At 61.0% G+C, this 16,825-nt stretch carries 10 protein-coding genes; 6 read left to right on the top strand and 4 right to left on the bottom strand.

Annotated elements, in window-relative coordinates; genetic code table 11:
* Nucleotides 1-31 precede the first annotated feature (31 nt).
* Entirely contained in the window at nt 32-4,915 is a 4,884-nt protein-coding gene (locus AC6R19_RS13590; protein WP_500580438.1) for an NAD-glutamate dehydrogenase, read from the bottom strand.
* Nucleotides 4,916-5,266: 351 nt separating this feature from the next.
* Here AC6R19_RS13590 and AC6R19_RS13595 point away from each other — a divergent pair, with 351 nt between their 5' ends.
* The 6 genes from AC6R19_RS13595 (at nt 5,267) to AC6R19_RS13620 (ending at nt 13,034) form a co-directional block, all read left to right on the top strand.
* The gene (locus AC6R19_RS13595) at nt 5,267-6,238 is read left to right on the top strand and encodes an AAA family ATPase (protein ID WP_500580439.1); all 972 of its coding nucleotides are present in this window, start codon (nt 5,267-5,269) and stop codon (nt 6,236-6,238) included.
* A gap of 355 nt (nt 6,239-6,593) precedes the next feature.
* Nucleotides 6,594-7,559 carry a DUF58 domain-containing protein gene (locus AC6R19_RS13600; protein ID WP_500580380.1) on the top strand — a complete coding sequence of 322 codons (966 nt, stop codon included), beginning with the start codon at nt 6,594-6,596 and terminating at the stop codon, nt 7,557-7,559.
* Between the two features lie 151 nt (nt 7,560-7,710).
* Complete coding sequence (locus AC6R19_RS13605) at nt 7,711-8,277, top strand: DUF4381 domain-containing protein (protein ID WP_500580381.1); 567 nt, start codon at nt 7,711-7,713, stop codon at nt 8,275-8,277.
* Nucleotides 8,270-9,364, top strand: coding sequence for a vWA domain-containing protein (locus tag AC6R19_RS13610; RefSeq protein ID WP_500580382.1), 1,095 nt, complete (start codon nt 8,270-8,272; stop codon nt 9,362-9,364). Before AC6R19_RS13605 ends, AC6R19_RS13610 begins: the two co-directional genes overlap by 8 nt.
* Entirely contained in the window at nt 9,364-11,211 is a 1,848-nt protein-coding gene (locus AC6R19_RS13615; protein ID WP_500580383.1) for a VWA domain-containing protein, read from the top strand. The genes AC6R19_RS13610 and AC6R19_RS13615 overlap by 1 nt, the downstream gene beginning before the upstream one ends.
* Before the next feature lie 188 nt (nt 11,212-11,399).
* Nucleotides 11,400-13,034: a BatD family protein gene (locus AC6R19_RS13620; RefSeq protein ID WP_500580384.1), complete on the top strand. Its 1,635-nt coding sequence runs from the start codon at nt 11,400-11,402 to the stop codon at nt 13,032-13,034.
* A 33-nt stretch (nt 13,035-13,067) separates the two neighbouring features.
* Here the strand turns inward: AC6R19_RS13620 and AC6R19_RS13625 are convergent, their stop codons facing one another.
* The 3 genes from AC6R19_RS13625 to AC6R19_RS13635 form a co-directional block, all read right to left on the bottom strand.
* Nucleotides 13,068-14,285, bottom strand: coding sequence for a glycosyltransferase (locus tag AC6R19_RS13625; RefSeq protein ID WP_500580385.1), 1,218 nt, complete (start codon nt 14,283-14,285; stop codon nt 13,068-13,070).
* 73 nt (nt 14,286-14,358) lie between these two features.
* Entirely contained in the window at nt 14,359-15,612 is a 1,254-nt protein-coding gene (locus tag AC6R19_RS13630) for a glycosyltransferase (protein ID WP_500580386.1), read from the bottom strand.
* Nucleotides 15,613-15,638: 26 nt separating this feature from the next.
* The gene (locus AC6R19_RS13635) at nt 15,639-16,808 is read right to left on the bottom strand and encodes a glycosyltransferase family 4 protein (protein WP_500580387.1); all 1,170 of its coding nucleotides are present in this window, start codon (nt 16,806-16,808) and stop codon (nt 15,639-15,641) included.
* Nucleotides 16,809-16,825: the final 17 nt, after the last annotated feature.

A 16,825-nucleotide genomic window follows, 5' to 3' on the forward strand; every position in this document is an offset into this window, starting at 1 on the left:
GGCGGGTCTGAAGCCCAGGAGCGGAGCCGGATCACTCCGCCAGGGACTCCTGATCCGCCGTGGCGCTGGCCAGGTACATCAGTTCCCGCAGCGCCACGGTAAACATGGCGAAGTCCGCCGCCGGCGCCGCCTTGAGTTCGGCGACTATGCTGTTCCAGCGCTGGATCGCGGGCGCCATGATAGCGCTCCAGCGGGGCATTGCACCATCCAGGTCCAGATCCGCATCGCCAGCCAGGCGCAGCAGGTTGACCGCCAGGGTGGAGAGCTGGCTGTCCAGGTCGTCCATGCTGGTCTCGCGGGCCTGTGCCTGCCAGAAGTCCTCTACCGGCAGGGCGATGATCTGGTTGCCGAACCAGTTCAGTTCCAGGGCGTCGGCGAGGCGGAAATAGACCGCGGTCACCTCCTCCACCGGGCGCTGGCTGAGGCGGGCGGATTCGGAGATGCTCAGGGCCGAGAAGAGCGGCGTGGATGCGGCCATCAGGGCCACCGGCTCCGGCACGCCCGCCTCCTGCAGCTCGTGGTAACGGGTTTCCCACTCCCGCCGCGGCTCGCCGCACAGCACGTCCGGCAGCGCCTTGAACACCCGCTGTACCGACTCCCGGAACAGCTCGCGGTTTTGCGCCGGTTCCAGGTCCTTGCGGCGGTTGCGGATAAACCAGCGGGTGCCGCGGCGCACGCGGCCGATCATGGAGTTCAACAATTCTATCTGCAGCCCGGCCTGTACCCGGTAGTCCATTGCCGCCACCTCTTGCTGGAACTCGGGCATCAGGTAGACGTCGCGGGCGCTGATATAGGCGGCAGCAACACTGTCGATGTCCGCCCCGGTCGCGCCGCTGATGCGATGGTAGAAGGTAATGCCCATGCTGTTGACCAGTTCGTTGGCCACCTGGGTGGCCACTATCTGGCGGCGCAACGGGTGGTCATGTACCAGTTCGCGGTAGCGGGCCACCAGCGCTGCCGGGAACGCGGACTCCACCGACTCCCGCACATAGGCGTCGTCGATGATCCCGGCGCCAAGCAGCTCTTCCTTCAGTTTCACCTTGACATAGGAGATGAGCACCGAGAGTTCCGGCCGCGTCAGGTACTGGCCCTTGTTCTCGCGCTCGGTGAGCTGCTCATTGTCGGGGATAAACTCCAGCTTGCGCCTGAGACGCCCCTCGCTCTCCAGCGCGTTGATGGTGCGGCGGTATTCATCCAGCCGCGCCGGCGCCTCGTATTCCGCCACCGACAGGGCGCAGGTCTGGTCGTAATTGTTATGCAGCACCAGCTCGGCCACGGAATCGGTCATCTCCTCCAGCAGTTGGTTGCGCTGCTTTTCGGTGAGGTCGCCGTTGGCGACCACCCTGTCGAGGAGAATCTTGATGTTTACCTCGTGGTCGGAGCAGTCCACGCCGCCGGCGTTGTCGATAAAGTCGGTGTTGCAGCGGCCGCCGGCGAGGGCGAACTCGATGCGCCCGCGCTGGGTCATGCCCAGGTTGCCGCCCTCACCGAACACCTTGGCGCGCAACTCACTGCCGTTGACCCGCAGCACGTCATTGGACTTGTCTCCCACCTCGGCGTGAGACTCGCTACTGGCCTTGACGTAGGTGCCGATGCCGCCATTCCAGATCAGGTCTACCGGCGCGCGCAGCAGCGCGCTGATCAACTCATTCGGGTTCAGTTGGTCCGCCTCTATGCCGAAGGCGGCCTTCATTTCCGGCGTGATCCTGATGGACTTGGCGCGGCGCTCGAAGATGCCGCCGCCTTTGGAAATCAGCTTCTGCTCGTAGTCCATCCAGCTGGAGCGCGGCATCTCGAACAGGCGCTTGCGCTCGGCGAAGCTGGCCGCCGCGTCAGGGTTGGGATCGATAAAGATATGCAGGTGGTTGAAGGCCGCCTTCAAGCAGATGTGCTCCGACAGCAGCATGCCGTTGCCAAACACATCTCCGGCCATATCGCCGATGCCGATAACGGAAAAGTCCTCCTTTTGCACATCCACGCCCATCTCGCGGAAATGCCGCTGCACCGACACCCAGGCGCCGCGGGCGGTGATGCCCATCTTCTTGTGGTCGTAGCCCTGGCTGCCACCGGAGGCGAAGGCGTCGCCGAGCCAGAAGTCGTACTCGGCGGCGATGCCGTTGGCGATGTCGGAGAAGGTGGCGGTGCCCTTGTCCGCGGCCACCACCAGGTAGGGGTCGTCCTCGTCCCGGCGCACCACCTGCTCCGGCGGCACCACCTCGCCGTCCTTCAGGTTGTCGGTGATATCCAGCAGGCCGCGGATAAAGGTCCGGTAGCAGGCGATGCCCGCCTCCATCATCGCCTCGCGGCTGCCATCCGCCGGCGGCCGGCGCACCACGAAGCCGCCCTTGGCGCCGCTGGGCACGATGACCGCGTTCTTTACCGCCTGTGCCTTCACCAGGCCCAGGACCTCGGTGCGGAAGTCCTCCAGGCGGTCCGACCAGCGCAGGCCGCCGCGGGCCACCTTGCCGCCGCGCAGGTGCACGCCCTCGACCCGCGGCGAGTAGACGAAGATCTCGAACTCCGGGCGCGGCTCGGGGATGCCGGGGATATTGCGCGGGCTGAACTTGATGGAGATGTAGTCCTTGGGCTCGCCGTCGGCAGCGGCCTGGAAGAAATTGGTGCGCAGGGTGGCCAGGATCAGCTCCAGGTAGCGGCGGATCACCTGGTCCTCGTTCAGGTTGTCGACGCTGTCGAGGCCCTCGTGGATTTTCTTGATCAGGCGCTCGACGCGGGTCTGGCCCTCCCCTTTGGCGCTGCTGATGCGCGGGTCGAACATGGCGCGGAACAGGGCCACCAGGTTGCGGGTGATCTCCACGTGGTTGGCCAGGGTGGCGGCGATATATCCCTGGCTGGCGCTGAACTTGGTCTGCTTCAGGTAGCGGGCATAGGCGCGCAGCATGGACACCTCGCGCCAGTTGAGGCGCGCCGCCAGCACCAGGCGGTTGAAGGCATCGCTCTCGGCCACATTGCTCCAGATGGCGGCGAAGGCGTCCTGGAACAGGCCGCGGGAGGCCTGGGCGTCGACGCGGGTGGGCAGGCCGAACTCCAGGTGGAATTCGTGCATCCACACATCGGTGGCACCGCTGGGACGTATCGTATAGGGGAATTCGCCGATCACCCGCAGGCCGAGGTTCTCCAGCACCGGGATGACATCGGACAGGGTCAGGCCGCTGCCCCAGTTGAACACCTTGAAGCGCAGGCTGCCGGCGGCGGCCCCCACCGGCTGGTAGAAGCTCATCGCCACCCGGTTCCTTTCATCCAGGTCCTGGATGGCCGCCACATCCTGCACCGCGATGCGCGGCTCGAAATCCTCCCGGTAGCCGGCGGGGAAGGCGCGGCCGTAGACGCTGTAGAGGCGGTTGCCCTCCTCTTCGCCGTGGCTTTCGATCAGGGATTTTTGGAATACGTCTTCCCAGGAGCGGGTAATGTCCACGATTTGCGCCTCCAGTCGCGCCACATCAATATCCACCGGCTCGCTCGGGGAGACGCGGAACACGAAGTGCACCCGCGCGAGAATGGATTCGGAAAAATAAGTTGTGAAATCGGATTCCCTGGCCTTGATGGCCTTGGCGATATGCGCGCAGATCAGCTCGCGCACACTGCTGTTGAACTGTTCCCGCGGCACGTACACGGTGGCGGTGACGAACTTGCCGAAGGGGTCGCGGCGCATGAACAGGCGGATATGGGCGCGCTCGTTCATCGACAGCACACCCATCACCGTGTCGAACAGCTCCTGGGTGCTGCTCTGGAACAGCTCGTCCCGCGGGAAGGTGTCGAGGATGCGGCGCAGTGCCTTGCCGTCATGGCTGTGGGGTGCCAGGCCGCTGGACTCCATGATCGAGGCCATCTTGCGGCGGATGATCGGTATCTTGATCGGGCTCTCGGTGTACACGGGCGAGGTATAGAGCCCCATAAAGGCCGACTCTCCGATCACCTCGCCGTCGGCGTTGTAGCGCTTGATGGTGACATAGTCGGAATAGGCGGCGCGGTGCACCCGCGACTTCACCGATGACTTGGCGAAGGTGAGGAAGTTGGGCCCCTGGTAGAACTTCTGCTTGCCTTCGTTGAAGGCGGCCTCCGGGGTCGGCTCCGCCGGTTCCTCCAGCTTCTTGAAGATGCCCAGGCGGCGGTTCTCCACCTCGCAGAGGATCTTCCTGTCGCCCTGCTGGCAGAACTCGTACTCGCGGTAGCCGAGGAAGGTGAAGTTGCCGTCGCGCATCCACTGCAGGAAGGCGCAGGCCTCCTGCAGGTTGGCATCGTCCCCGGCCAGGCCCGTATGCAACTGGTCCTCCATGGCACTGCAGGTGTCGAGCATGGGCACATAGTCGTCCACCACCAGTTCCACGTCGCCGAGCACATCCTTCAGCGCCGCAGTGAGGTCGGCGGCGAAGCTCCGCGAGGTGTCCAGGTTGATCTCCACATAGATCAGCGCCTCACTGGAGACAGCCACATCTTCATCAACCTCGCTCTCGACACCGTGGTGGCGCGGCAGCAACTTCTGCAGCTTGCCGCCCTTGCTGCGCTGCAGGTGCATCACCGTGCTCTTGATCGAATGGATCACCGTGTCGCGGCGATTGATCTCGATACGCACCGAGTCCACCAGGAAGGGCATGTCCCGCTGCAGCACAGCCACCACCGTGTGGGAGCACTCCCAGCCGTCGTCCTCCAGGCGCGGGTTGAACACCCGCACCTTGGGCTTGTCTGCCGGGCGCTGCTGGATAAAGTTCCACCAGGTGTAGATGCAGCCGTAGATGTCGGCCAGGCGCCGCCCGGCCAGGTCTTCCAGCGGATACTGGTGCAGGAACTGCTCGGCAAAGGCCACTACCGGCCCTGCCTGTTCCGCCAGCTTGTCCCGGATCAGGACTCTGACCTGCTCCACCAATTCCTCGCGGCTGTCGGTGATTACCGTCGCCATATTCACGGAGAACCTCCCAAATTCATTCTTTTCCTATCGGTCTTGCCTGCGGCAGATCCGAAAATGCCGTCGTTTTGTCCCCGCTCCGGTGTATTGACCGAAGCGGAAAATTAAAATCCTGCCGGGTTCTCGCCCTTTACCCGGCCCCGACTGGTTGAACTTTGCACAACCATGGGGGTCTACCGGCTGCCCCGGCGGTTGCCTCTCCGGCGGACGCCGCTAAAATCAACACGCGCCGCCCGGCCGGCGGCGACTATATATAAAAGATGATAGATAGCCGCCCGGCCGGACGGGGACGGCACAATTCGCAACAGAAGTGACACCAACAGGACAGACACTAGCGCTATGGAAATGGAAGTGAACCGGAATACCAGGGAACGCATCATCGCCCTGGGCGATTGGCTGGGTGAGCAGATTATCGGCCAGGAGACCCTGGTCAACCGCATACTGATCGCCCTGCTGGCGGACGGCCACCTGTTGGTGGAGGGGGCCCCGGGACTGGCCAAAACCAAGGCAATCAAAACGCTGGGCGAGGCTATTGAGGGTGATTTCCATCGCGTCCAATTTACGCCGGACCTGTTGCCGGCGGATATTACCGGCACCGATATCTACCGACCGGAAACCGGAGAGTTCCATTTTCAGCCCGGGCCTGTGTTCCACAACCTGGTGCTGGCCGATGAGATCAACCGCGCGCCGGCAAAAGTGCAGTCGGCGCTGCTGGAGGCCATGGCCGAGCGCCAGATCAGCGTAGGTCGCAAGACCTATCCGCTGCCGGAATTATTCCTGGTGATGGCGACACAAAACCCTATAGAACAGGAAGGGACCTATCCGCTGCCGGAGGCACAATTGGACAGGTTCCTCATGCAGGTGAATCTTGCCTATCCGGGTGCCGACGCGGAAGCGAAAATTTTGCGCCTGGCCAGATCCGAGGCAAGCCTTGGCGAAAATCGCCCTTCCGACGTGATCAGCCAGGAAACCATTTTCCGCGCCCGCCAGCAGATCCTGGAGATGCAGATGGTGGAGGCGGTGGAGACCTATACTGTCCAACTTGTCATTGCTACACGCGAGCCGGCGAAGTATGACAGCGAGCTGGCTTCCTGGCTAGATTTTGGTGCCAGCCCGCGGGCCACCATCGCCCTGGACCGCTGCGCCCGCGCCCGCGCCTGGCTCGCCGGCCGCGACTTCGTCACCCCGGACGACGTGATGGACGTGGCCCCGGACATACTGCGCCACCGGCTGCTGCTCAGCTTCGAAGCCGAGGCCGCCGGCGTCACCGCCGACCAAGTGATCGCGCGGCTGCTGCAGCAGGTGCCGGCGATTTGATCGGGACTCGGGACTCGGGACTCGGGACTCGGGACTCGGGACTCGGGACTCGGGACTCGGGACTCGGGACTCGGGACTCGGGACTCGGGACTCGGGACTCGGGACTCGGGACTCGAATAGCGTGTAGGTTGGGGTGAGCTTTGCGAACCCCAACATGGCTCCGGCAGGTTGTTGGGCTTCGCGGAGCTCAGCCCAACCTAGACTCGGGATTAGCAAATCGTAGGATGGATAAGCGTCAAGCGCATCCACCGGCAAGCGTGGCGGATGCGCCCGGCGTGGATGCGCCCGGCGTGGATGCGCTTGACACTTATCCGCCCTACGGACTCTAAAGACTGCGGGACGGGATAGACAAACCTTGCTCGAAGCGTTGAACCATACAGAACTGGAACTCCGCGGCGCCTACCCCCAGGTGGAACCGCTGGTGCGCCTGCGCTATATCGCCCGTCAGCTGCAACTGTTCAAACCGCGCCTGGCCCGAAGCGACCAGGCCGGCAGCCTGCTGACCCGCTATCGCGGTCGCGGCATGAATTTCGAGGAAGTGCGCAACTACCAGCCCGGCGACGACGTGCGCACCATCGACTGGCGCGTAACCGCGCGCACCGGCACAACCCACACCAAGCTGTACCAGGAGGAGCGGGAGAGGCCCGTAGTCATACTGCTCGACCTGCGCTCGCCGATGTTTTTCGGCAGCCACCTGGCATTCAAGTCCGTCGCCGCCAGCGGCATAGCCGCCGCCCTTGGCTGGGCCGCCCTGCAACACAGCGACCGCATCGGCGCCCTGCTGTTCGCCGACGACGATATCGACACGGTGCGCCCGCGCCGCAGCCACCACGCGGTGCTGGCGATGATCCACGGCATGGTCGCCCGCGCCGGCGAACTGAAGAGCCCCGTCGCCGAGCGCGACAGCCAGTCGCTGAAGACCCTGCTCGAGGAGGCGCGCCGTATCGCCCGCCCGGGCAGTGCCCTCTTCCTGATCAGCGATTGCCACGACTTGGACGACAGCTGCGCCCAGCCCCTCTACCTGCTGACCCGCCACGCGGACCTGCAGGTGATCCGCATCACCGATCCGCTGGAGCGGCAACTGCCGAATCAATCCCTGACCATCTCCGACGGCCGCCAGCGCACCTTTTTAAACGCCGGCAGCCGCCCGCTGCGCGAACACTTCGCCGAACGCCAGGCCCAGGCCCGCGAAGACGTCGAGCAGCTCTGCCGCCGCCACCGGCTGCCGCTGCTGGATTTCGACAACACCCAGCCGCTGATGCCGGCGCTGCTGTCCTTCTACGGCTCGCGCCAGCAGAACAACAGGAGGCGGCCGCAATGAGCCTCCCCATGTCTCATCACGCCCCCTGTAGGAGCCTGCTTGCAGGCGAAATCGGAGCCGGCTATGCGCACCCAAGCCATCCTGCAGGTGGTAACTGTAGGAGCGGCCCATGGCCGCGATCGATCTCCGCCCAATCCGGGGAGTCGGAATCGTGAGAAGACTCCTATTGCAACAGGCCCAACCCGCACCCCAGCCCTCGCCCGAGGCGCAGGAACTGCTGGCCCAACTACACGATATCCGCGAACCGGCCCCGATCAGCTGGTGGCCGCCGGCGCCCGGCTGGTGGCTCCTCGCCCTGTTGCTGCTGGCCTGCGCCGCGGCCGCTTTCCTGTGGCTGAAGCGAAAACGCAAGCGAGAACTGCAGAACCGCTATCGCGCCGAAGCGGTCAGGCTGCTGGAAGAGATAAACAGCAGCGATCCCAAAGCCGCACAGGAAATCAACGAAATCCTGAAACGCGTGGCCGTCACCACCTACGGCCGCACCGCCTGCGGCAACCTGACCGGGCGGCAGTGGCTGGATTTCCTGCAGAACGCCGCCACCGTCGATTGCCCGGCGGCAGCGCAAAAGGTCCTGCTGGAAAACCTCTACCGGAAAGACGCCGTCGATATCTCCGGCAACGAGGCATTCCGCAATTACGCCATTGAGTGGGCGCAACAGCACGGCGAGACACTGCCGGCTCGCAACAGCCAAGCAAGAGCGGAGGCGCCCGGTGTTTGAATTCGCCTGGCCCTGGGCCTTCGCCCTGCTGCCGCTGCCCCTGCTGGTCCGTTGGCTGCTGCCGCGCGCCAGGCCGCTCAGCAGCGCACTGAAGGTACCCTTCTATGCGGAACTGGCCCACCGTGGCGGCGGCGAACAGGTCAACCTGCTGAATCTTCTGCTGCTCACCCTGGTCTGGCTGCTTCTGGTCAGTGCCGCCGCCCGCCCCCAGTGGTACGGCGAGCCGATCACCCAGACCAGCAGCGCCCGCGACCTGCTGGTAGCGGTGGATATCTCCGGTAGCATGGAAACGCCGGATATGCTGCTGGGCGGCCGCCCGGCAATGCGTATCGACGCGGTCAAACAGGTGGTCGGTGACTTCGTCGAGCGGCGCCAGGGCGACCGCCTGGGCCTGGTGCTCTTCGGCACCCGCGCCTACCTGCAGGCACCCCTGACCTACGACCGCGAAACCGTCGGCACATTGCTGCGCGAGGCGCAGATAGGCTTCGCGGGCCAGGGCACCGCCATCGGCGATGCTATAGGCCTGTCCGTCAAGCGCCTGACCCAGCGCCCGGCGGAACACCGCGTACTGATACTACTCACCGACGGCGCCAACACCGCCGGCGAAGTGTCGCCGCTGAAGGCCGCGGAACTGGCGCAGCAGGCCGGCGTCACCGTCTACACGATCGGCGTCGGCGCAGAGGAAATGGTGCAGCCGGGCCTGCTCGGCAGCCGCTTCGGCAGCCGCCGCATCAACCCCTCCCGCGACCTGGACAGCGAAACTCTGCAGGCCATCGCCGACAAGACCGGTGGCCGCTACTTCCGCGCCCACAACCCGCAGGAACTGGCGCAGATCTACGCCGAACTGGACCGCCTCGAACCGGTGGAACAGGAGGCCGAGAGCTACCGCCCGCTGAAATCCCTGTACATCTGGCCCCTGGGCGCGGCGCTGTTGCTGGCGCTGCTCTGGGCCTCGGTGCCGCTGCTGGCCAATGCGGGCGGTACTGCCGGAAGCGCCGAGCCCATGAACGCCCACCGCCAGCTTGGCAAAACGGGCCGCAGGCCCGCAGCCGGCCCTGCCGGCCGAAGACGGAGCCAGTCAGCCTGATGTTTTTCTCCGATCTGCATCAATTCCATTTCCTGCGCCCCCATATGCTGTGGCTGCTGATCCCCGCCGCCCTGCTCTGCTGGGGCCTGGCGCGCACGGTGCTGAACAGCGGCCAATTGCAGAAGATCGTCGACCCGGAACTATTGCCCCACCTGCTGCTGCGCGGCGGCGCCAGGCGCCCCTGGCTGTTCGCGCTGATCTTCGCCCTGCTCGCCGGCACCATCGTCGCCCTGGCCGGCCCGACCTGGCGCAAGCTGCCGACGCCGGTCTACAGCAGCCAGGACGCCCTGGTGATACTGCTCGACCTGTCGCCGTCGATGATGGCCACCGACCTGTCGCCGGACCGCCTGACCCGCGCGCGCCTGAAAATTCTCGATATCCTCCGCCAGCGCAAGGACGGCCTCACCGCCCTGGTCGCTTACGGCGGCGAGGCCCACGTGGTGACACCGCTGACCGAGGACACCGCCACCATCGCCAACCTGGTGCCGGCGCTGTCGCCGTCGATAGTGCCGGTGCCCGGCAGCAATATCGAAATGGCGGTGGAGACGGGGATTCGCCTGCTCAGGGACGGCGCCGCGGGACGCGGCCAGTTGCTGGCGGTGACAGACGGTATCGATGAAATGGCCCTGGACACGGTCGCCAAGCTGGTGGCCGACGCGAAGGTGGAACTGGATATCCTCGCCGTCGGCAGCGGCGAGGGCAGCCCCATTCCCCGCGGCAACGGCGGCGGCTTCGTCACCGACGACAGTGGCGCCATCATCATTGCCAATTTCGATGCGCGCGACCTGGCCAAACTGGCCCGCGGCAGCGGCGGCCGCTACGCCAGGATCAGCGTCGACGACAGCGATATCGCCCAACTGCTGCAGGACAGCGAGACGCCGGAGCAGGCCCAGCTGACCGAGCGGGAGTTCGACCAGTGGCGGGAAGAAGGCCCCTGGCTGGTGCTGCTATTGCTCCCCCTGGCCGCCCTGTTGTTCCGCCGAGGCGCCCTCGCCTGCGCCCTGCCCCTTTCCCTGGGGAGCTTGTTAATCCTGTCCCCACAGCAATCCCAGGCATTTGAATGGCGGGACCTGTGGCAGCGCAAGGACCAGCAGGCCCAGCAGCTGCTGCAGGAGGGCGAAGCCGAGCAGGCCGCGGAGACCTTCAAAAATCCCCAGTGGCGCGGCACCGCCAATTACCGCGCCGGCGACTTTCCCGCGGCCACAGAGGACTTCTCCCGCAGCGATGATGCCGAAGGCCTCTACAATCTCGGCAACAGCCTGACCCAACAGGGCCGCTACGACGACGCCATCGCCGCCTACGACGAGGCGCTGGAACGGCAACCGCAATTTGCCGATGCCGAACACAACCGGGAGATCGCCGAGAAACTGAAGGAACTGCAGCAGCAACAACAGCAATCGCAGCAGGACCAGCAGCAGTCCGGCGAACAGCAACAACAGCAGTCCGGCGACAGCCAGCAACAGCAGAGCCAGGATCAACAGCAGCAACAGGACCAGCAGCAGGACGGCAGCGCACAGTCGCAGCAATCGCCCGCCGAACAGCAGCCATCCGACCAGCAGTCGCAAAACGGCGAACAACAGGATCGGGAAGAGCAACAGCAACAGGCCGCACAGCAGCAAGGCGAGGAGCAGGAACAACAGCCGGGCGAACAGCAACAGGCAGGCTTGGAGGAGAGCCCCCTGGACCCGGAGACCCAGCAGGCCCTGGACCAGTGGCTGCGCCAGATCCCCGACGACCCCGCCGGCCTGATGCGCGAGAAATTCAAGTACGAAAGCCTGCAACGCCGCCGCGCCTACCGCAGCGGCGAATGGCAGCCCCCGGAGAACGGAGCTACGCAGAGATGGTAAGTAAATGCGGAATGCGGAATGTGGACAAACTTGCAGGAGCAAGTTTGGATGCCGAAGGCACCCGAAGGGCGAGCGCCAGGGATGGTGCGAGTCAATGCGGAATTGAGCGCAATCTCTCTCCGCACTTACCTGTAGGAGCGGCCCATGGCCGCGATCGGACTATCTACACCCACTGGATCAGCAGACTCTTGCAGGTCCTTCTGCTCCTGTTTCTGGCCAATACTGCCCACGCCAGCGCCCTCACTGCCACCGTAGACCGCAACAAAATCGGCATAGACGAAACCCTGAACCTGCGCCTGCGCTACTCCGGCGACGAGTCCGGCGGCCAGCCGGACTTCGAGCTGCTGGAGCAGGATTTCGACATCCTCTCCCGCCAGCAATCCAACCAGTACCGCGTGATCAACGGCCGCGCCGAGAGCTTCGTCGAGTGGATGCTGACCCTGGCCCCCAAGCGCGAGGGCAACCTCTTCGTCCCCTCCCTGCACTACAAGGGCCAGGTCTCCGACGCCATACCGATCACCGTGAGCGAAGCCGGCACCGGCCCCGACGCCGGCAACCGCCAGGCTTTCCTCGAAGTGGAGCTGGACAAGGAAAAGATCTACGTGCAGGAACAGCTGCTGGTCAAGGTGCGCCTCTACACCACCGTCGGCCTGCACGATATCGCCACAGAACCGCTACAGATCCCCGGCGCCCACGTGGAGAAAGTCGATGAACAGCGCTACGAGCGCCGCATCAACGGCGTCGGCCACGCCGTCTACGAACTCACCTACGCGGTTTTCCCGGAGAGTTCCGGCCAGCTGACAATCCCGGCACTGAACTACGTCGCTGTCGCCGGCCGCCGCGACCCCTTCTCCCTGTTCAACCGCAACAGCCAGCGCTTGCGCCTGCGCTCCCAGGCCAAGACCATCGATGTACAGCCGAAGCCCGACAGCTACAGCGGCGCCCACTGGCTCCCTGCCGCCAGCCTCGGCATAGTGCAGAGCTGGAGCCAGGACCCGCAAACCTTCACCGTCGGCGAACCCATCACCCGTATAGTCACCCTGCGCGCCGAAGGCCTGCGCGCCGCCCAGCTGCCGCCGCTGCCCAAACTCAATGTCGAGGGCCTGAAGACCTACCCGGACCAGCCGCAGCAGGACGATCAGGTAACCCAGAATGGCATCACCGGTAGCCGGATAGAGACCACTGCCATAGTCGCCACCAGGCCCGGCGACTACCAATTGCCGCCGGTTAGCATTACCTGGTGGGACACCAAGACCGGACGTCAGCGGGCCACGCAGCTGCCCGCTTTCCGTTTCACTGTAACCGGCAGCATTGCGACCACTACAACTCAGCCGCCCGACAATATTCCCGATCTGAAACCCGGCGTTACTACGACCGCAGTGCAGGACAACTTCTGGCGCAACCTGGCTATAGCCGCCCTCGCCTCCCATCTGCTTTGGCTACTCTATTTTTTCCGCCGGCGCGGAGCCCAAAGGCCTGCTCGCGGCACCGCGGGGCAACAGGCAAATGCCGAGCAGCAGGCCCGCGTATTGGAACGAGCGGTGGAAAGCGGTGATCCGGCCTATATCCAGCAAGCCACCCTCAACTGGTTCAATGCTAGCTGGCCCCAGCTAAGTGGAAACAGCCTGGGTGAGATCAACAAGCAATTGGGGTTCGAGGATTTGCACAAATTACAGGAGCTATTAGATGCGGCCCTCTACCTGACACCACCTAAACCACTGAACAGAAAACAGGTGCAGATATTGGTGAGTCGATTGCTGAAGCGAGAATTCGTGAAAAAGGAGACGAAAGAGGAAAAAACGCTACCCGACCTGTTCGCCTGAACTACTACACCTGATAAATGTCGCAGCACCGAACTAATTTGGATTATCACCCAGCACCAATTCTGCGAACGCCAATGCGAGATGCTCCCGGTCATACTCTGCACAAAACGACGATCTATCATACTTTAACAAGTTAATACGGCTAAACTGCCGAATCGCACTTGACAAATCACCCGGGGAGAAGCACCAAGCACCATCAATTCTATTGATAATACGTCTGGAAACGCCTTCAACCCCAGCAAATATGGGCTTTCCAGTTGCGGCGTACTCAAAAATTTTTGAAGGCACTGCTCTACGGTTCGACTTCGCGCTCTTTAAATTTAAGAACAGAATGTCAGCCCACTGATAATGCTTGACAAGTTCATCTCTACATACTGGTGGAATAATTTTTAGGCGGGAATGTGGAATGTCCGCGGCCGATCTTCTCAAATCTACCTCGCATGGCCCATTGCCAACAACTCTCCATTCAACATCGTCACCCAGTTTCATAACCAGTCCGGGCAAAACTTCGTGAAGAGCCTGCGCACGGCCTATATTTCCGGCGTATAGAACTCGCACCTTCTTCTTGGCCATCTCCGCCGGAAAATCTGCAGCAGATCTCTGCACCGACATTTCGAACTCCAACATACGCTTATAAAAGTTCGATTCTAGGCCATTACTAATGACTACACATCGATCGACGCCAAAGAAACGCTGCAAATACCTTCCCTGCATCTCGTTAGTTGCAGTAACACTACTTGCCTTGCGGATAGCCCAACGTTTAAAAGGTAACAATAATCCTCGTAAAAATCTGCCTCTCCACCCGGGGATCAAGTGTCGAAGGTTATCGGTAAACAAATCTCTAGTATCAAGATGCAATCTCGATTTATATCGCGTGGAAATAATTGCCCCCAGGATCTGGGAGCCGAGCATAGAAGACGAGGCAATTACCAGATTCGGGTTACATTCTCTGGAAACACGGAACACCCTCCAGGCGTAACGCAACAAACAAAGCAGGCTAGAACTGGTCAGAGGACTCCACCGGCTAAATTTCGCACGATGCACTTTAACCAAACATCGGCCATTAGACTCAATACCTTCCCGTTCCGAGGTCCAGTTATCAACCTTACGCCGCATTTTGTCCCCGGTAACGACATGTATCTCAGATCCGTTTGGTAACTTTTCAGAAAGAGCGCGAACAAAAGCTGACGAGCGAAAGGATGCTGCCATCAAGTCCGGTGGATAATGAAAACTAAGAACAATAACGCGCACAAGCTTATTCTCTACACAATCCGAGGATACGGAATTCCAACATACCAACTCATACAAGTTGTAAACTTACCAATCAAACAATGTTAAGAGCCTTATTCTCCACGCTGGAATTTATAGTCAGCCGCCCTTCTATGGCCGCTACGTACTCCTTCTCAACAGCATCCCAAGACAAGTCGAATCCAGACTTTCGTGCGTTATCGGCAAGCTGCTCGCGTGACAATGCATCCTCTGCTAGTTGGCGAATAGCCGATCGAATTGCACTCACGTCATCCGGATTTACTAAGATTCCATAATCGTATGCACGCACAATCCGACGAATCTCAGGAAAATCGCTAGCTACCACTGGCAAGCCGGAAACCGCGTACTCGAAGAGCTTGTTTGAATCCGTAGAGTAATGATTGAAACAAGTATTTCTAAGCAGCTGCAGACCGAAATCTGCTGAAGCCGTCCATTTCGGCAAATCCGCCAAAGGTACTGATGATAAAAAATGTACACTCTTGGAAACACCCAGATTTTCAGCGAGGAACTCTAATGAATGGCGCTGTGGACCATCACCCAAGAAAACCAAATCGACATTATCAACCCCGACAATCGCCCTGACCATATTGTGTAGCCCGCGCCCTTCCTGCAGTCCGCCCTGATATAGTGCAATGACACGCCCAGCTTCACTTCCAATGGCCCTCCGCAGTTTCTCGGTCTTCACTGGACACGAAAAAGGTGGGCGATTTTCAAATACCAGGGGTGTAGTCTCGAGCTTGTAGACCCGCCTAAAATGCCTCGCCCTCATGGCTGTAGTCGTCATTGTCAATGACGTGCGCGGTAATAAAGCTCTTTCGATGAACCATATCAATTTCTTCAGCTGCCTGTAGTATCCCTCTCGATTAAGGTTAATCTCGTGCGCATCATAGATCAATTTAGCTCCGGTAAATTTTGAAGCAACCCAACCAGTTATCAATGTATTAACATTATGCGCCAGAATAATTTTCGGCCGGCAGCGATACACTAATGGCAACATCCTCAACAGGATGAGAATACGAGAAATCAGTAGCGCCACGAGCTTAAAACGGGTTGGTTTGTAACCAGCTTCAGAGAGCATGGTGCTACCTGCAGGCTGTCCTCTGTCGCCATTGTCAGCTCTAGCACGAAAACTTGCTAGCCAGCCAACTTTTGTGCGCAATATAGTGAATCCGCCGGGGTGTTGCTCCAGCTTTTCATCTTCGCCCGAAGATCCTGCGCTGATTACTTGTACCCGCCAACCCGCTCGAGCGAGGCTAATGGCCTGTTTTACCACTCGAGGATTTTTTATCGCACTGGTTCTCACCAGCATACATATAGACCGTTTCATCTGGAGCGCTACTCGACCGACATGACTGAACGATACAAACCAAGTAGCCTCGGCGCCTGCGTTTCCCAAGACAACTCAGGAGCTGCATTGAGAGCAGAAGCAGAGAGCCTATTTCGGAGAGACTCATCGCTTACCAATTGATTTAGTGCCTCGGCCACGGCATCTTCATCAGCCGGGTCAACCAACATGCCAAAAGGGTGCTCTTCAATCACCCTGCGGATCTCGGGGAAATCACTCGCGACCACAGGCAAACCAGCAATTGCATATTCAAACAACTTGTTCGAGTCCGTTGTGTAATGGTTCAGACATGTATTCTGTAACAACTGAACGCCGATATCTGCCGAGCTGGTCCAATGGTGGAGCTCTTCCCACGGGACTGCCGGAGGGAAGTGAACACGAGCTCGTACGCCTGAATCAACAGCCTGCGTAATTAATTTTTCCCGCATACTACCTGGGCCCATCAGCACGAAATGAGCTTTGGGCACCCTAACTGCAACTTTCAACAGTTCAGGTAACCCACGCCCTTGCTGCAGACCACCTTGATACAAGATTATCGGCGAGCCAGATGGAATTCCCAGATGTTCGCGCAGGCGCTGGGTCCGTTTTACTTCTCTGTACGGAGGTCGATTCTGAATTACTACTGGGCGAGACACACCGTACTCGGCAACAAAGTGATCTGCACGCATATCGGTTGTCGTAATCATCCCTTCGATTCGTCGTACTGTAAAGCCTTCTACTTTACGCACCAGGCCAGATATACGCTGAAAAGCCTCGCGGTCGGTGCTTATCTCATGTGCGTCATAGATCAGGGGACGTCGACGTAACTTTGCCGCCACCCAGGTAGTAGGTAAAGGGACAATATCATGCACATGGTAGACATCGCTGTTCAGTTTCCACGCTTCGAAAACCATCCGTATGTGCCCAGTCAACCCACGCAAATAACGCCAAAAAACGGAAAGTCGGCCGGGTCGCATAGCTCCACTGTCGCCCTCCGGCATTTTCAGGGGAGTCGGTCGACGAACGCGGATAACATCGAAACCAAGTGGGTGCGTTTCCTGCACTGGAAGACTGTCATCCCAATTAGATGCGATTACCGTAACCTCAGCACCGGCCTTAACCAATTCTTCCGCGGAGCGAACTACCCGCGCATCATGCCGTAGACTATTCCAGATAGTCATGCATACACGTGTCCCAG

This window comes from Microbulbifer sp. SE14 (genome assembly GCF_059834885.1).